This is a genomic window from Pseudomonas sp. GW821-FHT02H06, from assembly GCF_059421525.1.
In genome coordinates this window covers 26,955-49,962 of sequence record NZ_JBWKVD010000017.1, presented here as the reverse complement: position 1 = coordinate 49,962, position 23,008 = coordinate 26,955, and the positions used below count along the sequence as shown (strand labels likewise).

The window sequence follows — 23,008 nt, the reverse complement described above, 5'->3', positions numbered from 1 at the left end:
TTCAGGATTGAATGGCGAAGACGCGGCGACGTCCGGCCATGAATGCGAAAGGCCTGCACGTCGAGTGGCGTGCAGGCCTTTTCATCGGAAGACAGTTCAGCCGATCAGGCTTTCGACGTGCGCTCAACGTGACCGGCGAAGGCGTCGATGATGTTCTGCAGGAACGGACGGGTTTTCTCGTTCAGCTTGCCCTGTTCGTCAAAGAAGGTGCCCGCGTTGCCCAGGTACGCTTCCGGCTGCTGCATGCACAGCACGTCGAGGAACACGAAGCACTGGCGCAGGTGCTGGTTGGCGCCAAAACCGCCGATGGCGCCTGGCGAAACGCTGACCACCGCCGCCGGCTTCGCACTGCCCCACGCGCTTTTGCCGTAGGGGCGCGAGCCGACGTCGATGGCGTTCTTCAGCGCGCCCGGCACCGAGCGGTTGTATTCCGGGGTAACGAACAGAAAGCCGTCTGCCCCCTGCAAGGCTTCACGAAAGGCGGTGTACGCGGCGGGCGGCGAATCATGGTCGATGTCTTCGTTGTAGAGCGGCAGGTCGCCAATTTCGACGATGCTCAGTTTCAGGCTTGGCGGCGCCAGTTCGGCCAGTGCACGGGCCACTTTGCGGTTGATGGAATCTTTCCTCAAGCTGCCGACGATGACTGCAATCGAATGAACCTGGCTCATGAAACGGACCTTCTGCTGTTGGAGGAGATAACAGTTATAGATGAAACAGGTGCGCAATTCTGTGTTGTTTTTCCGTTGCTAATCATCGAAGCGTTCGATGCTGTAGCGTGGGTTATCGGTGCATGTGCGCCGCGCGGGGCGCGCAACCTGCGCTCGCGACTATTTTTCCGAGGGCCGAAAACTCCCCCTGAAAACCGCGGTCTGACTGCCTTAGGCGAATAAGGTCCTGATAGAAATTTGGGAATTACCTTACAAGCGGACACGGTTTATTCACTCGCGGTGTTAGGATGCGAGCGAAAACGAGCAGTTATTTCCAGAGGTTACAAAGCAAATGGCTTCAGTTCTAGTTGGGCAATTTCATGCGCGGGACGCGGAGGGACGCGTTTACTCGGTGCATGAATTCCGTGAATCACAGCCCGACGAGGCTGATGGCAAGGAGCCCGTTTCAACTTATCGCCTGGCCATTGGCGACCGCGTCAAGCACTTGAGCGGAGAGGAATTCGAGTTGATTCAAAGCAAGGTCGTACTGACAAGAGAGCGCTGAGGCGCTGCTGCAAGCCCGGCTCTTTACACATAGGCCGCTCACGTCGCGCGGCCACGAGTCAGGCCATCAGGGCTTGCAGCTTCAATCGACGACAGGCCCGTCGAACAGCAGATACCAGAAAATCGCCGCCTCTTGCGTACCCGGATCTATCGCGCGATAACGCAGATGATCCACCCCGCCGACCACAAATCCGTAGCGCTCATATAACCGACACGCCGCCAGATTATTGTTCTGGGTTTCCAGGGTGATGCCCGGCAGACCACGCTTGCGGCTCCAGAACTGCGCCACGTCCAGCAGCTTTTGCGCCACGCCATTGCGCCGCGCGCCGTTGTCGACCGCCAACTCGTCGATGTGAGCGAAACCGTTCCAGTGCTGGCTGACCACCACATGCCCGACCGGCTGTTCATCGAGCCAGGCCACCAGCACAGTGCTGTCGGCGGCGTCCCGATAATGGCAGAACTCTTCGGAATCGATACCGTAGTTTTTCAGGTAGGGCTCGACAGGTTCGACGGGCCACTGCGCCACGGGCTCGCCGATCTGCACCCGGGCATAACCGGTAACGGTGAACGTGAATTCGCTGTTGAGGATGTAATCCTCGAAGCACTCGTCAGCGACACGAATGCTGAAAGTCGGGCTGGACGTGTTCACCATGGGCCTCTCTCATCGAACAACCGCAGATGTATCTGCCGACTGATGACTCGTGGGAGCGAGCTTGCTCGCGAAGAGGCCCTTACATCCGGAACATCCGTAGCGCCTGAAATACCGTCTTCGTGAGCAAGCTCACTCCCACACTTACTGCGTTTGCTCCGCGAGTGAGCCGCTGCCGCCTTCAGGCTTCAGCCTGGGCCTGGGTCTGCGCTTCGAGCAACTGGGTCCACAGGGCCGGAGCACCCGCGGATTTGGCGATCACGGCCAGACGCGCTTCGTGCTCCGCCAGCTCGGCCTCGCTGGCGACGATGATGCGGCCCGGCGTGCGGTTGGCGATCCGGCGGATCTCGGAAGGACGATCAGCGCCGCCCTCTCCATCGTTGTTGCCGGCCAGCGACAGGGTCGTCTGGCCACCGGTCATCGCCAGATAGACTTCCGCGAGAATCTCGGAGTCGAGCAAGGCGCCGTGCAGTTCGCGGCCGGAGTTGTCGACGTCGTAGCGTTTGCACAGGGCGTCGAGGCTATTGCGCTGGCCCGGATGCCGCTCGCGGGCCATGGCCAACGTGTCGAGGATGGTGCAGTAGCTGCTGAGGTTGGCGCGATCGTGCTGGCCGATCAGGGCGAATTCGTTGTTCAGAAAGCCGACGTCGAACGCCGCGTTGTGGATGATCAGCTGAGCGCCTTTGATGAACTCGAAGAATTCGTCGGCGACTTCGGCAAAACGCGGTTTGCCGATCAGGAACTGGTCGGTGATGCCGTGAACGCCGATGGCGCCCTCGTCACTCTCCCGGTCCGGTTGCAGGTAAACGTGGAAATGCCGCCCGGTCAGACGCCGGCCAACCAGCTCGACGCAGCCGATTTCGATGACCCGATGGCCATCGGTGACGGGCATACCGGTGGTCTCGGTATCGAGGACAACCCTTCGTTCAGTGATGATGTTTTGTACAGTCATTGCCTACCGCCTCAGCTTCAGGCGCGGATATTAGCATGGGGGTTTTGGGATGTGGGCGGCCTTGCCAGACCGCACCTGCCAGTGTGGGAGTGAGCTTGCTCGCGAAGAGGTCAGTGCCTCCACTCAATCTCTAGCAGCCGGAATGCCGCATTCGTGAGCAAGCTCACTCCCACAGGGTCCGTGTTTGCTCCACGACCGCGCAGCATCTGGACGACGGAGATCCCGCGCAGGACTCAGCCATCAGCCGTGCTTGATACCGCGCACTTCATCCACCCCACGGTTCGCCAACTGGTCGGCGCGTTCGTTGCCGGGATGGCCGATATGCCCGCGCACCCACTTCCAGCTCACGTTGTGCCGGCTGACCTGCTCGTCCAGCTGCTTCCACAGATCGGCGTTTTTAACCGGTTCCTTCGCCGCTGTCTTCCAGCCGCGCTTCTTCCAGTTGGTCATCCACTCGGTGATGCCTTTCATCACGTACTGCGAGTCGGTCACCAGGATCACTTCACACGGCCGCTTCAGCTCTTCGAGCCCGCGAATGGCGCCGAGCAGCTCCATACGGTTATTGGTGGTGTTGGCTTCACCGCCCCAGAGTTCTTTTTCAACGCCTTTGCACACCAGCAACGCACCCCAGCCGCCAGGGCCCGGGTTGCCCTTGCAGGCGCCATCGGTGAAGAGTTCTACGGTATCGCTCATTACGATGTTTCCAGAAAATTGAGAAAGCGTGGCGCCGGCCGGACAATCAAGGCTCGGGCGTGCGCCGATTGACCTTGGCCATGGGCAACGGCAGCAGTTTGCCCATCGGCTCGCGACGCGGCATGCGCACAGGCCGCAATCCGACACTCATCTTGCGCGCGATCAATAGATAGAAGCCGCCGCCGGGACTTTGCCAGCCATCGCCGAGACGTTCGAGTCCGGCCAGACGGGCCTGCCACTTGGGCGAAGCGAGCGGCGGACGATAGCACCCGAAGCGGCGTTTCTCCAGCGCGAAGCCCAGCAGGTTGAGCCAGTCGCCGACCCGTGAAGGCGAGATGCAGCGGGCCCTGCGCAAGGCATCGTTGGCAAAGAAATGACGAATGCCCCAGGTGCTCCAGGGATTGATCCCGACGATCACCAAGTGCCCGCCGGGACGCACGCTGCTGGCGGCTTCGCGCAACAGGCCGTGGGGCGACAGGCAGAAATCCAGGCCATGCTGCATGACCACCACATCCGCGGCGTGTTCGCTCAACGGCCAGGCCTGCTCTTCGCAGACAATTTCAACGCCCGGCAACGGCGCGCCCAGCCGCACATTGCGCTGAACTTGTTTCGCCGCTGGCGGCGTTTGTGCCGACGGGCCGTAATGCACCAGATAGCCGCCAAAAAAACGTTCGAGCTCTTGCTCCAGCACGCGGCTTTCTTCTTCCAGCAACAACTGCCCCAAGGGCCCGGACAGCCAGTCGCGGGCGGCGCTGATCAGCTCAAGCCATTCAGGATCGGCCTGGGCGAACGCTTCATCGGTCATTTCCGGTCTCCATGAGAGGGTCATTGCGATAGAGACTCGCCTCGAGTCTGTTCAGACCCTAAGATGCTTCTCTATGTTTCCAGCCAAGCGAACCGCGCCATGATACAGGTCGATGCCCTGCCCGCTTTCAGCGATAACTACATCTGGTTGTTACAAGACAATGCCGTCAAGCGCTGCGCCGTGGTTGACCCGGGTGATGCTGCCCCCGTCATTGCCTGGCTGGAACGCAACCCGGACTGGCGCCTGACCGACATTCTCATCACCCATCACCACGCGGACCACACCGGCGGCGTCGCGCAACTTAAAACGCTCACCGGCGCCAAGGTCTACGGCCCGGTCAATGAGAACATTCCGGCGCGGGACGTGGCCCAGTCCGACAACGACCAGCTCACCGTACTCGGCCTGACATTTGCCGTCCATGCAGTCCCCGGCCACACCCTGGGCCACATCGCCTTTTACCACGCCGACGCGCAACAGCCGCTGCTGTTCTGCGGCGACACGCTGTTCGCGGCGGGTTGCGGGCGGTTGTTCGAAGGCACCCCGCAGCAGATGCATCACTCCCTGAGCCGGCTCGCCGAGCTGCCCGACAGCACCCTTGTCTACTGCGCCCACGAATACACACTGAGCAATCTGCGCTTTGCCGTCGCGGTCGAGCCGGAGAATGCCGACGTAGTGGAACGCTTCGAGCAAGTGACGCAATGGCGTGCGCAAAATCGCATCAGCGTGCCGTCGACGCTGGCGCTCGAGCGCAAGACCAATCCGTTTCTGCGAGCCTCCGTCATCTCCGTGAAACAAAAAGCAGACGAACGGAGCGGAACCCACAACGCAACGCCCACAGAGGTCTTTGCGGTGCTGCGGGCATGGAAAGATAAGTTCTAAACAGGCGGCGAATCAGCACGGAAATTCTGAAAGGTTGACCGTTCAGCAGCCACTTTCTAGAATCGCCCGACATTTTCGCCTGGAACTATCCCCCAGCCAATGTCGTCATCTATGCGTAAAACCTTCAATTCCGACACATTGACTCGGTTGGCCCAGGCAATCGCGGTGGTCGCGAGCGCGACACTGGCAGGCTGCCAGAGCACCGGCGGCCTGGAATCCGGCAACGGCGCCAGCGCCGCTCACCCCGTCACCAGCACCAAACCGAAACCCGTTTATATCGCGCGCAAACCCGTGCCGCTGGCCCCTCCCCATGATGTCTGGGAGCGCATGCGTCAGGGTTTCCAGCTGCAAGACGGCAACGACCTCAACCCGCGCATCGATCAGCAACGCCTCTGGTACGCGAACAACCCGTCGTTTCTCGAAACGGCCGGTAACCGCGGCAGCTTGTACATGCACTACATCGTCGAGCGATTGGAAGAGCGCAACATGCCCCTCGAGCTGGCGCTGCTGCCGGTGATCGAGAGCGCCTACAACCCGATGGCCTTGTCTCGCAGCGATGCGGCGGGGATCTGGCAGTTCATTCCGTCCACCGGCCGCTACTTCAACCTGCGCCAGACCAATTTCTACGATGGCCGCCGCGACATCACGGCGTCCACCACGGCAGCGCTGGATTACCTGACCAAGCTGCACGACATGTTCAACGGCGACTGGCTGCTGGCACTGGCAGCCTATAACGCCGGCGAAGGCACGGTCAGCCGCGCCATCGAACGCAACGAAAAGCTCAACCTGCCCACTGATTACTGGAACCTGCCGCTGCCGCAGGAAACCCGCGACTACGTGCCGAAACTGCTGGCGCTGTCCCAAGTGGTCATGTCGCCGGACGCCTATGGCGTCAACCTCAACCCGATCGACAACAAGCCCTACTTCCAGGTGGTCGAGCTGAATCAGCGCATGGACCTGTCGAAAGTCGCCGCCATGGCGAACATCGACGAAGACGAGCTGGTGCAGCTCAACCCTGCGTTCAAGAAGCGCCTGACCATCGACGGCCCTCAGCACTTGCTGGTGCCCACGTCGAAATCCCAGTTGCTGACGGCGAACCTGTCGAACATGAAGCCCGAAGAGCTGGTCGACTGGCAGCAATACCGCGTACGCCCGGGCGACAGCCTGGCCAGCATCGCCAGCCGCTACAAGGTCTCGACCAGCACCCTCAAGGACATCAACAAGCTGTCCGGCAACCAGGTGAAACGCGGCCAGGCGCTGACGATTCCGGTGCAACCGGGCATGCAATATGCGATGCCGGTGTTCGAAGAAGTTGCCGAGGTGGACGAGAAGCCCGCGCGCACCCGCAGCTACAGGGTGAAGAAGGGCGACAACCTGGTGCAGATCGCGCGCATCAATAAGGTCGACGTCAAGGATTTGCAGCACTGGAACAAGCTGTCCGGCCAGAACCTTAAGGTAGGCCAAACGCTGGTCATGCAGGACAACAGCAAACCGGCGAAAGCGAGCTCCCGTGCCGTAGCCAAAGCCGACAGCAGCGCCAGGGGCGAGGACGCCGGCAAGAAGTCAATGCAGTACAAGATTCAGAAAGGCGATTCGATGTACCTCGTCGCCAAGCGCTTCAACGTCGAAATGCAGCACCTCAAGCGCTGGAATCCGCGCAGCGGCCAGGCGCTCAAGCCAGGGCAGACGTTAACGGTTTATTTGCCCCATTGATCTAGCGCCCGCCGCGACCTCGTGGGAGCCACCTCGCTCCCCCAGGCTCTCGCCCAGGTCGGCACCCTCCAGCCGCCCGCACCACCCTTTTTCCAGCCGATACAAGCTGTTACTGTGACCGACCGCTGCCTGGATCGACCGCCGACTTGATACGTCACCTGCTGCTGACTTTCAGCCTGGTCTTGAGCACGACAGCCGCCGCGACCATCAGCGAAAGCCATGGTTACGCACAATTCGGCGTCCTCAAGTACCCTGCCAGCTTCACGCATTTCGACTGGGTCAATCCTGAGGCGCCGAAGGCTGGCACCCTGCGAATCATGGCCAACGGCACGTTCGACACCCTCAATCCCTACACCTTCAAGGGCAGCAGCCCGATTTCGACGCCCAATTTCGGCCAGTATGGCGTCAGCGAGTTGAACGAACCGCTGATGGTCGGCACCGGCCAGTACGACCCCTCCGGTGATGAACCCACCTCCAGTTATGGCCTGATCGCCAAAACCGTCGAATACAGCGACGACCGCAGCTGGGTGGTGTTCAACCTGCGCCCCGAAGCACGCTTCCACGACGGCAAGCCGATTACCGCCTACGACGTGGCGTTTTCCTACAGAACGCTGCTGAAGGACGGTCACCCGCAGTACCGCACCGCGTTGCAGGAAGTGCAGCGGGTGGACATCCTCAACCGCCACCGCATTCGTTTCGTGTTCAAGCGCTCCGGCAATCCATTACTGATTCTGCGCCTCGGCGAGCTGCCGGTTCTACCGCAGCATTACTGGAAGAACCGCGACTTCAAGGCCACCTCCTTCGAGCCTCCGTTGGGCAGCGGCCCCTATCGCATCACCCAGGTGCGGCCGGGGCGCAGTCTGGTGTTTGAACGCGTGAAGGATTACTGGGGCAAGGACCTGCCGGTCAATCGCGGCAAGTACAACTTCAACCGCGTCGAGGTGGAGTTATACCGCGACGCCGACGTGGCGTTCGAAGCGTTCAAGGCCGGTGAGTTCGACATCTACATCGAGCATCAGGCGAAGAACTGGCTCACCGGTTATGACTTCCCGGCGGTGACCGAGGGCAAGGTGATCAAGGCGCAAATCCCGCACCAGATCCCCACCCAGACTCAAGGGCTGTTCATGAACACCCGTCGCGGCGCGTTCGCCGACATCCGCGTGCGCGAAGCCCTGGGGCTGATGTTCAACTTCGAGTGGACCAACCGCACGCTGTTCAACGACGCCTACATGCGCTCGACGAGCTACTACCCCAACAGCGAATTCACTTCCAGCGGACTGCCCGCCGGCCGCGAATTCCTCATGCTCGCGCCCTACCGCGAGCAATTGCCGGCCAAGCTGTTCACCCAGCCCTTCGAAGTGTCGAAAACCGACGGCGGCGGCGTGCCCCGGGATTCCATTCGCAAGGCGCTGGGGCTGCTGGCCGACGCGGGCTGGACATTCACCGAGCGCGGCCTGACCAACAGTGCCGGGCAGCCGTTGCGTTTCGAAATACTTCTGGTCAATCCCAACCTAGAACGAATCCTGCAGCCTTACATCGAAGACCTCACGCGGATCGGCGTCGACGCGCACCTGCGCACCGTCGACCGCGCCCAATACAAACAGCGGCTGGACCAGTTCGATTTCGACATGATTCTGATGACCCTGAACCAGACCCTCAGTCCGGGGCTGGAGCAATGGCAGTATTTCCATTCCAGCCAGGCCAACATCAAAGGCAGCAAAAATTACGCGGGTGTTGCCAACCCGGTGGTCGACAACCTGCTCAACCAGTTGCTGGCGGCAAAAACCCGGGATGACCAGGTGGCGGCCACTCGCGCCCTGGATCGCGTGTTGCTGTGGCAGCACTACATGATCCCCAACTGGTACCTCAATAATCATCGTCTGGCGTACCGCAACCGGTTCGCCATGGTCACCACCCCGCCCTACACCCTGGGTCTGCGTGCGTGGTGGCTCAAGCCTTCGGAGAAAACCCAATGACTGCCCTGCGCTCCCTGACCCGCGCCGGCGGCCTGTTTCTGAGTCCGTTCGTCCTCGCCCCGCTGCTGCTGGGCGTGACCGGTGCAGCCCAGGCGGCTCCGCAACACGCCATCACCCTGTACAACGAAGCGCCGAAATACCCGGCCGATTTCAAGCACTTCGATTACGTGAACCCGGACGCGCCCAAAGGCGGCATTCTGCGCAGCGCCGGTTTTGGCGGCTTCGACAGCCTCAACCCGTTCATCAGCAAGGGCGTGCCTGCCGACGACATCGGCCTGATCTACGACACCCTCGCCCGCCAGGGCCTGGACGAGCCGTTCACCGAGTACGGCCTGATCGCCGGCAAGATCGAAAAAGCCCCGGACAACAGCTGGGTGCGTTTCTACCTGCGCCCCGAAGCGAAATTCAACGACGGCCATCCGGTTCGCGCCGAAGACGTGGTGTTCAGCTTCGAGACCCTGATCAAGGACGGCTCGCCGCTGTACCGCAGCTATTACGCGGACGTCGAACAGGCCGTCGCCGAAAACCCGACCACGGTGCTGTTCAAGTTCAAGCACAACGACAACCGCGAGCTGCCGCTGATCCTCGGCCAGTTGCCGGTGTTGCCAAAACATTGGTGGGCTACCCGCGACTTCAGCAAGGGCAACCTGGAAATTCCGCTGGGCAGCGGGCCGTACAAGGTGGTCGAGGTCAAGGCCGGGCGCTCGGTGCGCTACGAGCGGGTCAAGGATTACTGGGGCAAGGACCTGCCGATCAACAAGGGCTTCTACAACTTCGACCGGCTGTCCACTGACTACTACCGCGACAACACGGTGGCCCTCGAAGCACTGAAAGCCGGTGCCTTCGACTACTGGCAGGAAATGGCGGCGAAGAACTGGGCGACGGCCTATGACGTTCCGGCTGTCAGACAGGGCCGTCTGATCAAGGAAGAAATTCCCAACGGCAACCCCCAGGGCATGCAGGGCTTTATCTTCAATCTGCGCAAACCGATGTTTCAGGACGTGCGGGTGCGTCAGGCCCTCAGCCTGTTGCTCGACTTCGAGTGGACCAACAAGCAGCTGTTCTTCGGCAGCTATACGCGTACCAAAAGCTATTTCGACAATTCCGACATGGGCGCCAAAGGCCTGCCGACGCCGGCCGAGCTGAAGATCCTCGAACCCCTGCGCGGCAAGCTGCCGGAATCGGTGTTCACCGAGGAATTCAAGCTGCCGGTCACCGATGGTAGCGGCATCATCCGCGAGCAGCAGCGCAAGGCGTTCCAGTTGCTCAAGGAAGCCGGCTGGAGGATCGTCGGCGACAAGATGGTCGACACCGAAGGCAAGCCCGTCACCATCGAGTTTTTGCTCGCCCAGACCGAATTCGAGCGCGTGTTGCTGCCGTATAAACGTAACCTGGCCGACATCGGTATCGACCTGGAAATCCGTCGGGTCGACGTCTCCCAGTACATCACCCGCCGCCGCTCACGGGACTACGACATGATCGTCGGCAGTTTCCCGCAATCGAGCTCGCCGGGTAACGAACAGCGCGAATACTGGGACTCCTCCGCCGCCGACAAACCGGGCAGCTACAACGTGATCGGCCTCAAGGACCCGGCGGTGGACACGCTGGTGAACGGCTTGATCAACGCCGACTCGCGCCAGAGCCTGATCGACCACACTCGCGCCCTCGACCGTGCGCTGCTGTGGGGCTACTACGTGATCCCGAACTGGCACATCAAGACCTGGCGCGTGGCGTACTGGGATCACTTGGGCCACCCGGGCAAAACCCCGCTGTACGACATCGGCACCGTGACCTGGTGGGTCAAACCCGACGCGACGCCGGCCATTCCCGTGCAAGTCGCGCCAGATCAAGTGCCGGCCGACGCCGAGTCATCAAAAGGCACGGAGCAATAACATGCTGGCCTACATCCTGCGGCGCTTGCTGCTGATCATCCCGACCCTGTTCGGCATTTTGCTGATCAACTTCGTCATCATCCAGGCGGCACCGGGTGGGCCGGTGGAGCAGATGATCGCGAAGCTCGAAGGCTTCGAAGGCGCCACCAGCCGCATCGCGGGCGGCGGCGCGGAAGTCTCGGTGGCCGGCTCGACCTATCGCGGCGCACAGGGCCTGGACCCGAGCCTGATCAAGGAAATCGAGCACATGTACGGCTTCGACAAATCGGCGCCGGAACGCTTGTGGATCATGGTCAAGAACTATGCCCGGCTGGATTTCGGCGACAGCTTCTTTCGCGACGCCAAGGTCATCGACCTGATCGTCGAGAAGATGCCGGTGTCGATCTCCCTCGGGCTGTGGAGCACGCTGATCATGTACCTGGTTTCGATCCCCCTGGGGATCGCCAAAGCCACGCGACACGGCAGCCATTTCGACGTCTGGACGAGCTCGGCGATCATCGTCGGCTACGCCATCCCGGCGTTCCTGTTCGCCATCCTGCTGATCGTGGTATTCGCCGGCGGCAGCTATTTCGACTGGTTCCCGTTGCGCGGATTAACGTCGAGCAACTTCGATGAGATGAGCTGGCTGGGTAAAGTGGGCGACTACTTCTGGCACCTGGTGCTGCCGATCACCGCGCTGGTCATCGGCAACTTCGCCACCATGACCCTGCTGACGAAAAACAGCTTTCTCGATGAAATTGGCAAGCAATACGTGATCACCGCCAAAGCCAAGGGCCTGACCCAGCGCCGCGTGCTCTACGGTCATGTGTTCCGCAACGCCATGCTGCTGGTGATCGCGGGTTTCCCGTCGGCGTTCATTGGCATCTTCTTCACCGGCTCCCTGCTGGTGGAAGTGATCTTTTCCCTCGACGGCCTAGGCCTGATGAGCTTTGAAGCCGCGATCAACCGCGATTACCCGGTGGTGTTCGGCACCCTGTTCATCTTCACCCTGCTGGGGCTGGTGGTGAAACTGATCGGCGACCTGACCTACACGCTGGTTGACCCACGCATCGACTTCGACCGCAGGGATCATTGATATGACGCTGTCCCCTCTCAATCGACGCCGTTTCGAACGCTTCAAGGCCAACAAGCGTGGCTGGTGGTCGCTGTGGCTGTTTCTGATCCTGTTCGGCGCCAGCCTGGGCGCCGAGCTCATCGCCAACGACAAGCCGCTGGCGGTGCGCTACGACGGCGAGTGGTACTTCCCTGTGTTCAAGCGCTACCCGGAAACCACCTTCGGCGGCGAATTCCCGCTCGAAGCCAACTACAAGAGCCCGTACATCAAGGAGCTGCTGGCGGCCAAAGACGGCTGGACGCTGTGGGCACCGATTCCGTTCAGCTACCAGAGCATCAACTACGACCTGAAGGTCCCGGCCCCTGCCCCGCCCTCGCGGGACAACCTGCTGGGCACCGACGATCAGGGCCGTGACGTGCTGGCGCGGGTGATCTACGGATTCCGCGTGTCGGTGCTGTTCGCCCTGACGCTGACGATCCTCAGTTCGATCATCGGCGTGATCGCCGGGGCGCTGCAGGGTTTCTACGGCGGCTGGGTCGATCTGATCGGCCAGCGCTTTCTGGAAATCTGGTCCGGGCTGCCGGTGCTGTATTTGCTGATCATCCTCGCCAGCTTCGTCCAGCCCAACTTCTGGTGGCTGCTGGGAATCATGCTGCTGTTTTCGTGGATGAGCCTGGTGGACGTGGTGCGCGCTGAGTTCCTGCGCGGCCGCAACCTGGAATACGTGCGCGCCGCCCGGGCGCTAGGCATGGAGAACGGCGCAATCATGTTCCGCCACATCCTGCCCAACGCAATGGTCTCGACCATGACCTTCATGCCGTTCATTCTCACCGGCGCGATCGGCACGCTGACCGCGCTGGACTTCCTCGGCTTCGGCCTGCCCGCGGGCTCGCCTTCGCTGGGCGAACTGGTGGCGCAAGGCAAATCCAACCTGCAGGCGCCGTGGCTGGGCATAAGCGCCTTCGCCGTGCTGGCGATCATGTTGAGCCTGCTGGTGTTCATCGGCGAATCCGCCCGCGACGCATTCGACCCGAGGAAATGAGATGAATCAGGACAATCTGGTCGAGATCCGCGACCTCTCCGTCGAATTCGTGAACGGCACCAACGTGCAGCGGGTGGTCGAAGGCATCAGCTTCGACATCCGCAAGGGCGAAACCCTGGCGCTGGTCGGCGAAAGCGGATCGGGCAAGTCAGTCACCGCCCACTCGATCCTGCGATTGCTGCCCTACCCGCTGGCGCGCCACCCGACCGGGACGATTCGCTACGCTGACGACGACCTGCTGAAAGTCAGTGAGAAACGCCTGCGGGGCATTCGCGGCAATCGCATCGCGATGATCTTCCAGGAGCCGATGACCTCGCTGAACCCGCTGCAGTCCATCGAAAAACAGATCAACGAAGTGCTCGGCCTGCACAAGGGCCTGACCGGCAAAGCCGCGACGCGACGGACGCTGGAGCTGCTGGAGCTGGTGGGGATTCCGGAACCGGCCAAGCGCCTGAAAGCCTTGCCCCACGAGCTGTCTGGCGGCCAGCGCCAGCGGGTGATGATTGCGATGGCCTTGGCCAACGAGCCCGAGCTGCTGATCGCCGATGAGCCGACCACTGCGCTGGACGTCACCGTGCAGCTGAAAATCCTCGAGCTGCTCAAGGAATTGCAGGCCCGGCTGGGCATGGCCTTGCTGCTGATCAGCCACGATTTGAACGTCGTCAGGCAAATTGCCAACCGCGTATGTGTCATGCAGCGCGGTTGCATCGTCGAACAGGCATCGTGCGAAGAGCTGTTCCGCGCGCCGCAGCATCCGTACACCCGTGAACTGCTCAGCGCCGAGCCCAAAGGCGGGCCGGCGAACAATCCGCCGGGCGCGCCGATGCTGGAAGTCGAGGACCTACGGGTCTGGTTTCCCATCAAGAAAGGCGTGTTCAAGCGCACAGTCGATCACGTCAAGGCCGTCGACGGCATTCACTTCAGTCTGCCCAAGGGCCAGACGCTGGGGATTGTCGGCGAGAGCGGCTCGGGCAAATCGACGCTGGGCCTGGCGATCCTGCGGTTGATTCGCAGCGAAGGCGAGATACGCTTGCATGGGCAATCGCTGGCGGGAATGAATCAGCATCAGGTCAGGCCGCTGCGGCGACAGATGCAGGTGGTGTTTCAGGACCCGTTCGGCAGCCTCAGCCCGCGCATGTCGGTGTGTGACATCGTCGGCGAAGGCCTGCGGATCCACAAGATGGGCACGCCGGTGGAACAGGAAGCGGCAGTGATCGAGGCGCTCAAGGAAGTGGGTCTTGATCCAGCGACCCGGCACCGCTACCCCCATGAGTTTTCCGGGGGACAACGGCAAAGGATCGCCATTGCCCGGGCATTAGTGTTAAAACCGGCGCTGATTTTGCTGGACGAGCCGACTTCGGCCCTCGACCGCACCGTTCAGCGTCAAGTGGTGGAGCTGTTACGCTCCCTGCAAACCAAGTACAACCTGACGTATTTGTTCATCAGCCATGATCTGGCGGTGGTCAAGGCGTTAAGCCACCAACTGATGGTGGTGAAACAAGGCCAAGTGGTCGAACAGGGTGTGGCAGAAGACATCTTCGCCGCGCCGCAACATCCTTATACACAGCAGCTGCTGGAGGCCGCCTTCTTGGCGCCGGCAGCTGTCGATTAACCTGAAGAGGAACAAAACAATGGGTTTTCTCGCCGGTAAGCGCGTCCTGATCGTCGGTGTCGCCAGCAAATTGTCCATCGCATCCGGTATCGCTGCCGCCATGCACCGCGAGGGCGCTGAGCTTGCCTTCACGTATCAGAACGAAAAACTCAAGAAGCGCGTCGAGGAATTCGCCGAGAGCTGGGGTTCGAACGCTGAGCTGTGCTTCCCTTGCGACGTCGCCAGCGACGAAGAAATCGCCAAGGTTTTCGAAGAGCTGAGCAAGAAGTGGGACGGCCTGGACTGCATCGTGCACTCCGTGGGCTTCGCGCCGGGCGACCAGCTGGACGGTGACTTCACCCAAGCCACCACCCGTGAAGGTTTCCGTATCGCTCACGACATCAGCGCCTACAGCTTCGTGGCCCTGGCCAAAGCCGGCCGCGACCTGATGAAGGGCCGCAATGGCAGCCTGCTGACGCTGTCGTACCTGGGCGCCGAGCGCACCATGCCGAACTACAACGTGATGGGCATGGCCAAGGCCAGCCTTGAAGCCGGCGTCCGTTACCTGGCCCGCAGCCTCGGCCCGGAAGGTACCCGCGTCAACGCGGTATCGGCTGGCCCGATCCGTACCCTCGCGGCGTCGGGTATTTCGAACTTCCGCAAAATGCTGGCGGCCAACGAGGCGCAGACTCCATTGCGTCGCAACGTGACCATCGAAGAAGTGGGTAACGCAGGCGCGTTCCTGTGCTCTGACCTGGCGTCCGGTGTCAGTGGCGAGATCATGTACGTCGACGGTGGTTTCAACACCACGGCGATGGGTGATCTGGAAGGTTGATGGTTGCCTGCCCGTTTTCAGCGTGATGACGCTCTGAAAACGGGCGCAAGACCTACAAGCGCCGGCTAGCTGGCGAAAGCGGTGGATCAGACGGCCCTGAGGCTGAATGATCTGCCGTTTTTTTTCGTCCTACGTTTGGCGCTGCTTTCGACGTGAGAATTCGAGATCACGGTGGCGCTGACTGGATCTGCCTAATGGCAGATATTTCGCCTCCGGCGAGTTACTTGGAAAAGCACCCCAAGTAACCAAGGGTGCTTGCTCCTGGTTGGGCTTCTCCTCCGTCGAAGTACCCTCACTCCGACGACGCTCCGTGGGCCCGGAATGAAGGAACCCTGAGGAACGAAGGGCCCAACCAGGAGCACAAGCCCTTGGTTACTTGGGGCTTTTTCAAGTAACTCGCCGAAGGCGAAACAGTCTGCCCCCAGGCAGACGCCCTTGATCTTGCCCTACCCCAGCGAATACAAAAAAGCCCCGACTCTCGCGAGTCGGGGCTTTCTGTTAACAGCATCCTGCGTCGATCAATACTTCTCGATCTTCGCCGCCGCTTCCAACTGCTTACGGTAGGCCGCGAAATCCTGCTGCCCCTCACGGGATGACAGGAAACGACGGTACTGGCTCTTCTCCTCATCCGACGCCGGAGCCGCCTGATTCACGCCGTTCAGACGCACAATCACAAAGCTGCCATCCGCAGCCGTCAGACTGCCATAAACCGGCTTGTCCTTGCCTTCCGGCTTCGGCATACGGAACACCGACTGCAGCACCTGAGGATCAACACCCTCCTGGCTGCGTGAGGCCGCTTCCACGACCTTCCAGCTCTGACCTTCCTGCTTGGTCGCCGCATACGGCACCTTGCCGTCACGCAGGGATGCCAGCAGCGCCTCGCCCTTGGCCTTCACCGCATCGCTGGCATGTTCTTTCGCCAGTTGCGCGCGAATCGGCGCCGACACCGCTTCCAGTGGCAGTTGCTCAGGCTGACGGTGCTCTTTGACATGCACCACCACCACGGTCTCAGGATCCAGCTCCAGCGCAGAACTGTTGGAACCCTCTTCCATCACTTCCGGACTGAAAGCCGCCTGAATCACCGCACGGTTGGCTGCAATGCCTTCGCCACCCTCGCGACCGAACGGCGCAGTCGTCTGCACTTTCAGACCCAGGTCCTGAGCCGGCTGAGACAGATCGGACGCTTCGAACGCCGCATCTTCCAGCTTCTTGCTCGCATCGACGAACTTCTGCTCGACCTGCTGAGACTTCAGCTCGTGGGTCAGCTTCTCCTTCAGGCTGGCGAACGTCGGTACCGACGGCGCTTCAACGCCCAGCAGCTTGATCAAGTGCCAGCCGAACTGACTGCGAACAGGCGCGGAGACCTGATCCTTGTTCAGCGCGTACAGCGCGTCTTCAAAGGCCGGGTCATAAACACCCTTGCCGGCGTAGCCCAGGTCACCGCCCTTGGTCGACGAGCCCGGATCCTGAGACAACTCCTTGGCCAGCGCAGCAAAATCTTCACCTTTGGCCACGCGCTGCTGGATTTCTTCAATCTTGGCTTTGGCCTGAGCGTCCGTGGTCTTGTCGTTGACTTCGATCAGGATGTGCGCCGCGCGGCGCTGCTCGGCCAGGTTGGCGATCTCTTTCTGATAAGCCGCCTGCAGGTCTTCATCCTTCACCGACACCTTGTCGAAGAACGAAGACTTCTTCAGTTCGATGTAGTCGAGCACCACTTGCTCAGGACTCAAAAACTCTTTCGCGTGCTGATCGTAGTGCGCCTTGACCTCGTCGTCGGTGACTTTCGCGCTGGTCGGATCGGCCGGCAACGTCAGGGTGGCGAAATCGCGGCTCTGCTTTTCGAGGCGGGCGAAGGCGTCGACTTGAGCGTCAGTGACGAATGCGCTGCCGCCGATACCGGCACGAATCTGGCCGATCAGCATTTCCTGACCCAGAATCTGGCGGAACTGCAGACGGGAATAACCGAGCTGGCGAATGACCTGATCGAAGCGATCAGCGCTGAATTTACCGTCGACCTGAAATTCAGGGGTCAGCAACATCTGTTGATCCAGAGCGGCTTCGGAGAAACCGAACTTCGAATCAGCGGCGCCCTGCAACAACAGCTTGCGGTCGATCAAGCCTTTGAGGGCCGAATCACGCAGCATCTTTTCGTTGAGCATTGCAGGGTCAAAATCCTTGCCCAGCTGTTGCATCAGCTGGCGGCGTTGCATTTCAACCGCTTGACCCAGTTCTGCCTGGGTGACTTCCTCGCCATTGACCTTCGCAGCATCCTGCGAGTGGCTGGTGGCCCGGAAAATGGCATCGAACCCGGTCAGGGCCATCAGAGCGATGATGACCCCGATGATGGTTTTGGCAATCCATCCCTGTGAATTGTCCCTGATATTCTGCAGCATGTATCCCCCAGAGGGTTGTACTCGACTCACCAGGCTGCTGCACACGGTAACGCGGAGCGTGGGTTGAATCCGGATAGAAGAAAGGCGCATCCGAGGATGCGCCTTCTCGTAACTTGCAAAGCGGACGGGGTTCGATGTGCGTTCCCCGAGTGACAGTCCAGCGCTTGAGCAACCGCACTTGCCGCTTCACGCCCCGAACAGAGATAACGCTGTCCTGGGCGGGCAAAGTAAAAAGAAACTTAGTTGACGGCTTCTTTCAGAGCTTTACCGGCTTTGAAGCCTGGTTTCTTGGCCGCTGGAATTTCCAGGGTTTTACCGGTCTGAGGGTTACGGCCGGTACGGGCAGGACGATCAGTGACGGAGAAAGTGCCGAAGCCTACCAGTACAACAGAGTCGCCAGCCTTGAGAGCGCCAGTGACGGATTCGATTACAGCGTCCAGCGCACGGCCAGCAGCAGCTTTCGGGATGTCAGCGGATGCGGCGATGGCATCAATCAGTTCCGACTTGTTCACTCTAAGTCCCCTTATATATTTGAGTATTTCTAAGTTTTTTTTGGTGTAACCAAACGAACACTGAGCGGCCTGAACAGGCTTGAAGAGCCGCTTTATAGCAAGGGCTCCAAAAACCTGTCAAGGAAGGCCTCCCAGACTAATGCGTGCTGATCCTCTCCTTGGCGTCAGACTCGCGCTTTTCATCCTTGGCAACCATCTCGGGAGCCACGTCCGGCAAGGGCTCCGGCGCGTATTGCAGCGCAATTTGGAGGACCTCGTCAATCCATTTAACCGGTTTGATCTGCAGGTCGGCCTTGATGTTGTCCGGGATCTCTTTGAGATCTCGCACGTTCTCTTCGGGGATGATCACGGTCTTGATGCCACCACGGTGAGCGGCCAGCAATTTCTCCTTGAGACCACCGATAGCCAGTACCTGTCCGCGCAGGGTGATTTCACCCGTCATGGCCACGTCGGCGCGGACCGGAATCCCCGTCAGTGCCGACACCAGCGCCGTGCACATGCCTACGCCTGCGCTCGGGCCGTCTTTTGGCGTCGCGCCTTCCGGCATATGGATATGCGTGTCGCGCTTCTCATGGAAGTCCAGAGGGATGCCCAAGCTTTTCGCACGGCTACGCACAACGGTCAGCGCGGCAGTGATCGACTCCACCATCACATCACCCAGCGAACCGGTCTTGATCAATTGACCCTTGCCCGGGACAACTGCCGCTTCGATGGTCAGCAGCTCGCCGCCGACCTGCGTCCACGCCAGACCGGTCACCTGACCCACCTGATCCTGCTGCTCGGCCAGGCCATAACGGAATTTGCGCACGCCCAGGAAGTTCTCGAGCATGTCCGCCGTCACGGTCACGGAAAAACGCTTCTCGTGAGCGTGTTCCTTGACCGCCTTGCGGCATACCTTGGCGATTTGACGCTCAAGACTACGCACGCCGGCTTCACGGGTGTAGTAACGGATTATGTCGCGAATCGCCTCGACTTCGAACTCGATCTCGCCTTTCTTCAAGCCGTTGGCAGCAATCTGCTTGGGCGAGAGGTACTTGGTCGCGATGTTGATCTTCTCGTCTTCGGTGTAGCCGGGCAGACGAATGACTTCCATACGGTCGAGCAGCGCCGGCGGAATGTTCATCGAGTTGGCGGTGCACAGGAACATCACGTCGGACAGGTCGTAATCGACTTCCAGGTAATGGTCGTTGAAGTTGTGGTTCTGCTCGGGGTCGAGCACTTCCAGCAACGCCGACGCCGGGTCACCGCGCATGTCGCTGCCCATCTTGTCGATTTCATCGAGCAGGAACAGCGGGTTACGCACACCGACCTTGGTCATTTTCTGGATCAGGCGACCTGGCATCGAACCGATGTAAGTCCGACGGTGACCGCGAATTTCAGCTTCATCGCGCACGCCGCCCAGGGCCATGCGGACGAACTTGCGGTTGGTCGCGTGGGCAATCGACTCGGCCAGCGAGGTTTTACCCACACCAGGAGGACCGACCAGGCAAAGCACCGGGCCACGAATTTTCTTCACGCGCTTCTGAACGGCGAGGTATTCGAGGATCCGCTCTTTGACTTCGTCCAGACCATAGTGGTCGGCGTCGAGGATGTCTTCCGCGCGAGCGAGGTCCAGACGGACCTTGCTCTGTGCCTTCCACGGCACCTGGACCAGCCAATCGATGTAGGAGCGAACGACGGTGGCCTCGGCAGACATCGGCGACATCTGCTTGAGCTTGTTCAGCTCGGCGGTGGCCTTGGTCATCGCGTCTTTGGGCAGGCCGGCGGCATCGATGCGCTTCTTCAGCTCCTCGATTTCGTTATGGCCTTCCTCGCTGTCTCCGAGTTCCTTCTGAATGGCCTTCATCTGCTCATTCAGGTAGTACTCGCGCTGACTGCGCTCCATCTGCTTTTTCACGCGACCGCGGATGCGCTTCTCGACCTGCAGCAAGTCGATTTCGGCATCCAGCAACGCCAGCACGTGCTCAACACGGGCCGACAGGTCAATGATTTCGAGAATTTCCTGCTTCTGCTCGATCTTCAGCGCCATGTGGGCAGCCATGGTGTCGACCAGACGACCCGGCTCATCAATGCTGTTGAGGGAGGAAAGCACTTCGGCCGGGACTTTTTTGCCCAGCTGCACGTATTGTTCGAACTGAGCCAGCAGGCTGCGAACGAAGACTTCGGATTCACGATCCGGCGCGTCGACCTCATCGATCAGCGCAACCTCGGCGCGGCAGTGGCCGTCCACCTCAATGAAGCGCTCGACCGAGCCACGCTGCTCGCCTTCGACCAGAACCTTCACAGTGCCGTCCGGCAGCTTCAGCAACTGCAGCACGGTGGCAACGGTGCCAACGTTGTACAGCGCCTCTTCACCAGGATCGTCATCGGCCGGGTTTCGTTGCGCAAGCAGCAGGATCTGCTTGTCGCCGGACATCGCCGCTTCCAGGGCCTCGATCGACTTCTCGCGCCCCACGAACAGCGGGATAACCATATGCGGGTAAACCACAACATCGCGCAGTGGCAAGAGAGGCAGTTCAATGGTCGTCTTCATGATTTCGCCTCTACGGCGGCCTTCAGGCCATGGACAGATATAAATAAGCTGAAAATCAAGATGGGGGTTGAACCTTAAAAAAACAAGCGCCGGCTTGAGTTAAAGCGAAAGGACTCGGAAACGCAGACCGGCTTTGAAGGAAACGCGAAAAGGGCCCGAGGGCCCTTTTCGTTTCCAGTCGCCCTGTGCGTTGCCAGCAGGCTACGCGTCGGGTGCCGCCTTGGCAGGTGGCTCGCTGTTTTCGTAAATCAACAGCGGCTTGGAGGTGCCCTCGATCACGCTCTCGTCGATCACCACCTTACTCACGTCGGACTGCGACGGGATCTCGTACATGGTGTCGAGCAGAACGCCCTCGAGGATGGAGCGCAGACCGCGAGCACCGGTCTTGCGCTCAAGCGCACGACGGGCAACCGATTTCAGCGCATCCGGGCGGAACTCAAGGTCCACGCCTTCCATCTCGAACAGCTTGCCGTATTGCTTGGTCAGCGCGTTCTTCGGCTCGGTCAGAATCTGCATCAGAGCAGCTTCGTCCAGCTCGTCCAGCGTCGCCAGAACAGGCAGACGACCCACGAACTCCGGGATCAGACCGAACTTGACCAGATCGTCAGGCTCGACTTCACGCAGGGATTCGCCGACCTTCTTGCCCTCTTCCTTGCTGCGTACTTCGGCGTTAAAGCCGATGCCGCCTTTGGTGGAGCGATTCTGGATGACCTTTTCCAGGCCAGAGAACGCACCGCCACAGATGAAAAGGATATTGCGCGTGTCCACCTGCAGGAATTCCTGCTGTGGGTGCTTGCGACCACCTTGAGGCGGTACGGAAGCCACGGTGCCTTCAATCAGCTTCAGCAAGGCTTGCTGCACGCCTTCGCCCGACACATCACGGGTGATGGAAGGGTTGTCGGACTTGCGCGAAATCTTGTCGATTTCGTCGATGTAGACGATGCCCATCTGGGCCTTCTCGACATCGTAATCGCACTTCTGCAACAGCTTTTGAATGATGTTCTCGACGTCCTCACCCACATAACCGGCTTCGGTCAGGGTGGTGGCATCGGCAATGGTGAACGGAACGTTGAGCAAACGAGCGAGCGTCTCCGCCAGCAAAGTCTTGCCGGAGCCCGTCGGGCCGATCAGCAGGATGTTGCTCTTGCCCAGTTCAACGTCGTCGTTTTTCTTGTCGCGCTGGTTCAGCCGCTTGTAGTGGTTGTACACCGCTACTGCGAGAACCTTTTTGGCACGTTCCTGACCAATGACGTACTGGTCAAGGATGCCGCTGATTTCTTTAGGCGATGGCAGTTTATGCGCGCTGCTCTCGGCCTGTGCTTCCTGCACCTCCTCGCGGATGATGTCGTTGCACAGGTCGACGCACTCGTCACAAACAAATACCGAGGGGCCGGCAATCAACTTGCGCACTTCATGCTGGCTTTTGCCGCAGAAGGAGCAATAAAGCAGTTTGCCGTTGTCCTCGCCGTTGCGGGTGTCAGTCATTCGATCGATCCAATCCGGTAGGCTTGCAACACAAGATGAGGGCAATTGCTCGATTTTTCAAGTCCACAGGCGGCACGGATGTATCAACCGCCCGGGATTATTGCCCTTCACGCAATCATTTGGTCATTTGACGCCGGTCGATCACCGAGTCCACCAAACCGTATTCAGCAGCGCGTTCGGCGCTCATGAAGTTGTCGCGGTTGGTGTCGCGCTCGATCGCTTCCAGCGTCTGGCCGGTGTGGTGCGCCAGCAGTTCGTTCAGACGTTGACGGATGAACAGGATTTCCTTCGCGTGGATATCAATGTCCGACGCCTGGCCCTGAAAACCGCCCAACGGCTGGTGAATCATGACGCGGGAGTTCGGCAGTGCGAAACGCTTGCCCTTGGCACCACCGGCCAGAAGGAAAGCGCCCATGCTGCACGCCTGACCCATGACGGTCGTGGAAACGTCCGGCTTGATGAACTGCATGGTGTCGTAGATCGCCATGCCCGCAGTCACCGAACCGCCTGGGGAGTTGATGTAAAGATGGATGTCCTTGTCCGGGTTTTCCGCTTCAAGGAACAGCAGCTGCGCCGAGATGAGGTTGGCCATGTAATCTTCAACCGGACCGACCAGGAAAATGACGCGTTCCTTGAGCAGGCGGGAGTAGATGTCATAGGCGCGCTCGCCACGGGCGGACTGCTCGATAACCATCGGGACCAGGCCGCCAGCGGCCTGGATGTCAGAGTTCTGCTGAATATAAGAATTGCGGGACATGTCTCGCATTCACTCCCAAATAGTCATGTCTTGAAT

19 protein-coding genes are annotated in these 23,008 nt (G+C 60.3%); 9 read left to right on the top strand and 10 right to left on the bottom strand.

The features are described 5' to 3' along the window. Window positions 1-104: 104 nt before the first annotated feature. Entirely contained in the window at window positions 105-668 is a 564-nt protein-coding gene (locus AC07VF_RS22235; RefSeq protein WP_282372575.1) for an NADPH-dependent FMN reductase, read from the bottom strand. Window positions 669-999: 331 nt separating this feature from the next. Here AC07VF_RS22235 and AC07VF_RS22230 point away from each other — a divergent pair, with 331 nt between their 5' ends. After that, complete coding sequence (locus AC07VF_RS22230) at window positions 1,000-1,212, top strand: hypothetical protein (protein ID WP_192174094.1); 213 nt, start codon at window positions 1,000-1,002, stop codon at window positions 1,210-1,212. 81 nt (window positions 1,213-1,293) lie between these two features. Here AC07VF_RS22230 and AC07VF_RS22225 read toward each other — a convergent pair whose 3' ends face one another. The 4 genes from AC07VF_RS22225 to AC07VF_RS22210 all read right to left on the bottom strand — a co-directional run bounded on the left by AC07VF_RS22225 (window position 1,294) and on the right by AC07VF_RS22210 (window position 4,310). Next, window positions 1,294-1,863 carry a GNAT family N-acetyltransferase gene (locus AC07VF_RS22225; RefSeq protein ID WP_197984058.1) on the bottom strand — a complete coding sequence of 190 codons (570 nt, stop codon included), beginning with the start codon at window positions 1,861-1,863 and terminating at the stop codon, window positions 1,294-1,296. A gap of 178 nt (window positions 1,864-2,041) precedes the next feature. Next, the gene (gene dnaQ, locus AC07VF_RS22220; RefSeq protein WP_495009570.1) at window positions 2,042-2,794 is read right to left on the bottom strand and encodes a DNA polymerase III subunit epsilon; all 753 of its coding nucleotides are present in this window, start codon (window positions 2,792-2,794) and stop codon (window positions 2,042-2,044) included. 258 nt (window positions 2,795-3,052) lie between these two features. Further along, entirely contained in the window at window positions 3,053-3,505 is a 453-nt protein-coding gene (gene rnhA / locus AC07VF_RS22215) for a ribonuclease HI (protein ID WP_192174096.1), read from the bottom strand. Window positions 3,506-3,551: 46 nt separating this feature from the next. After that, window positions 3,552-4,310 (bottom strand): class I SAM-dependent methyltransferase, encoded by a 759-nt coding sequence (locus AC07VF_RS22210; RefSeq protein ID WP_065986459.1) that lies wholly within the window; start codon window positions 4,308-4,310, stop codon window positions 3,552-3,554. A gap of 99 nt (window positions 4,311-4,409) precedes the next feature. Between AC07VF_RS22210 and gloB the strand changes: the two genes are divergently transcribed. The 8 genes from gloB (at window position 4,410) to fabI (ending at window position 15,292) form a co-directional block, all read left to right on the top strand. Then, window positions 4,410-5,189 (top strand): hydroxyacylglutathione hydrolase, encoded by a 780-nt coding sequence (gene gloB / locus AC07VF_RS22205; protein ID WP_495009571.1) that lies wholly within the window; start codon window positions 4,410-4,412, stop codon window positions 5,187-5,189. A gap of 99 nt (window positions 5,190-5,288) precedes the next feature. Further along, window positions 5,289-6,902 carry a lytic transglycosylase gene (locus AC07VF_RS22200; RefSeq protein WP_495009556.1) on the top strand — a complete coding sequence of 538 codons (1,614 nt, stop codon included), beginning with the start codon at window positions 5,289-5,291 and terminating at the stop codon, window positions 6,900-6,902. Between the two features lie 146 nt (window positions 6,903-7,048). Then, window positions 7,049-8,878 (top strand): extracellular solute-binding protein, encoded by a 1,830-nt coding sequence (locus AC07VF_RS22195; protein WP_495009557.1) that lies wholly within the window; start codon window positions 7,049-7,051, stop codon window positions 8,876-8,878. Continuing rightward, the gene (locus AC07VF_RS22190; RefSeq protein ID WP_495009558.1) at window positions 8,875-10,770 is read left to right on the top strand and encodes an extracellular solute-binding protein; all 1,896 of its coding nucleotides are present in this window, start codon (window positions 8,875-8,877) and stop codon (window positions 10,768-10,770) included. Before AC07VF_RS22195 ends, AC07VF_RS22190 begins: the two co-directional genes overlap by 4 nt. Window position 10,771: 1 nt before the next feature. Next, entirely contained in the window at window positions 10,772-11,845 is a 1,074-nt protein-coding gene (locus AC07VF_RS22185; protein ID WP_237252271.1) for a microcin C ABC transporter permease YejB, read from the top strand. Window position 11,846: 1 nt separating this feature from the next. Further along, complete coding sequence (locus AC07VF_RS22180; protein WP_191945774.1) at window positions 11,847-12,866, top strand: ABC transporter permease; 1,020 nt, start codon at window positions 11,847-11,849, stop codon at window positions 12,864-12,866. A 1-nt stretch (window position 12,867) separates the two neighbouring features. Then, a complete protein-coding gene (locus AC07VF_RS22175) occupies window positions 12,868-14,478 on the top strand; it encodes an ABC transporter ATP-binding protein (RefSeq protein ID WP_495009559.1) in 1,611 nt (536 codons plus the stop codon). Window positions 14,479-14,497: 19 nt separating this feature from the next. Further along, a complete protein-coding gene (gene fabI / locus AC07VF_RS22170; protein ID WP_108121389.1) occupies window positions 14,498-15,292 on the top strand; it encodes an enoyl-ACP reductase FabI in 795 nt (264 codons plus the stop codon). A 518-nt stretch (window positions 15,293-15,810) separates the two neighbouring features. Here the strand turns inward: fabI and AC07VF_RS22165 are convergent. The 5 genes from AC07VF_RS22165 to clpP all read right to left on the bottom strand — a co-directional run bounded on the left by AC07VF_RS22165 (window position 15,811) and on the right by clpP (window position 22,972). Beyond that, window positions 15,811-17,685 (bottom strand): SurA N-terminal domain-containing protein, encoded by a 1,875-nt coding sequence (locus tag AC07VF_RS22165; protein WP_495009560.1) that lies wholly within the window; start codon window positions 17,683-17,685, stop codon window positions 15,811-15,813. Between the two features lie 239 nt (window positions 17,686-17,924). Then, complete coding sequence (locus AC07VF_RS22160) at window positions 17,925-18,212, bottom strand: HU family DNA-binding protein (protein ID WP_272631174.1); 288 nt, start codon at window positions 18,210-18,212, stop codon at window positions 17,925-17,927. A 121-nt stretch (window positions 18,213-18,333) separates the two neighbouring features. Continuing rightward, window positions 18,334-20,730 carry an endopeptidase La gene (gene lon, locus AC07VF_RS22155; protein ID WP_192174103.1) on the bottom strand — a complete coding sequence of 799 codons (2,397 nt, stop codon included), beginning with the start codon at window positions 20,728-20,730 and terminating at the stop codon, window positions 18,334-18,336. Between the two features lie 201 nt (window positions 20,731-20,931). Next, a complete protein-coding gene (gene clpX, locus AC07VF_RS22150) occupies window positions 20,932-22,215 on the bottom strand; it encodes an ATP-dependent Clp protease ATP-binding subunit ClpX (RefSeq protein WP_037013640.1) in 1,284 nt (427 codons plus the stop codon). A gap of 115 nt (window positions 22,216-22,330) precedes the next feature. Then, on the bottom strand, window positions 22,331-22,972 hold the full coding sequence (clpP, locus tag AC07VF_RS22145; RefSeq protein ID WP_122537614.1) for an ATP-dependent Clp endopeptidase proteolytic subunit ClpP: 642 nt from the start codon (window positions 22,970-22,972) through the stop codon (window positions 22,331-22,333). Between the last annotated feature and the right edge of the window lie 36 nt (window positions 22,973-23,008).

Coding starts and splice junctions, on each gene's coding strand:
- gloB (WP_495009571.1), top strand. CDS start 4,410: ATGATACAGGTCGATGCCCTGCCCGCTTTCAGCGATAACTACATCTGG.
- AC07VF_RS22225 (WP_197984058.1), bottom strand. CDS start 1,863: ATGGTGAACACGTCCAGCCCGACTTTCAGCATTCGTGTCGCTGACGAG.
- AC07VF_RS22235 (WP_282372575.1), bottom strand. CDS start 668: ATGAGCCAGGTTCATTCGATTGCAGTCATCGTCGGCAGCTTGAGGAAA.
- rnhA (WP_192174096.1), bottom strand. CDS start 3,505: ATGAGCGATACCGTAGAACTCTTCACCGATGGCGCCTGCAAGGGCAAC.
- AC07VF_RS22230 (WP_192174094.1), top strand. CDS start 1,000: ATGGCTTCAGTTCTAGTTGGGCAATTTCATGCGCGGGACGCGGAGGGA.
- lon (WP_192174103.1), bottom strand. CDS start 20,730: ATGAAGACGACCATTGAACTGCCTCTCTTGCCACTGCGCGATGTTGTG.
- fabI (WP_108121389.1), top strand. CDS start 14,498: ATGGGTTTTCTCGCCGGTAAGCGCGTCCTGATCGTCGGTGTCGCCAGC.
- clpP (WP_122537614.1), bottom strand. CDS start 22,972: ATGTCCCGCAATTCTTATATTCAGCAGAACTCTGACATCCAGGCCGCT.
- AC07VF_RS22190 (WP_495009558.1), top strand. CDS start 8,875: ATGACTGCCCTGCGCTCCCTGACCCGCGCCGGCGGCCTGTTTCTGAGT.
- AC07VF_RS22185 (WP_237252271.1), top strand. CDS start 10,772: ATGCTGGCCTACATCCTGCGGCGCTTGCTGCTGATCATCCCGACCCTG.
- clpX (WP_037013640.1), bottom strand. CDS start 22,215: ATGACTGACACCCGCAACGGCGAGGACAACGGCAAACTGCTTTATTGC.
- AC07VF_RS22200 (WP_495009556.1), top strand. CDS start 5,289: ATGTCGTCATCTATGCGTAAAACCTTCAATTCCGACACATTGACTCGG.
- AC07VF_RS22180 (WP_191945774.1), top strand. CDS start 11,847: ATGACGCTGTCCCCTCTCAATCGACGCCGTTTCGAACGCTTCAAGGCC.
- AC07VF_RS22175 (WP_495009559.1), top strand. CDS start 12,868: ATGAATCAGGACAATCTGGTCGAGATCCGCGACCTCTCCGTCGAATTC.
- AC07VF_RS22210 (WP_065986459.1), bottom strand. CDS start 4,310: ATGACCGATGAAGCGTTCGCCCAGGCCGATCCTGAATGGCTTGAGCTG.
- AC07VF_RS22165 (WP_495009560.1), bottom strand. CDS start 17,685: ATGCTGCAGAATATCAGGGACAATTCACAGGGATGGATTGCCAAAACC.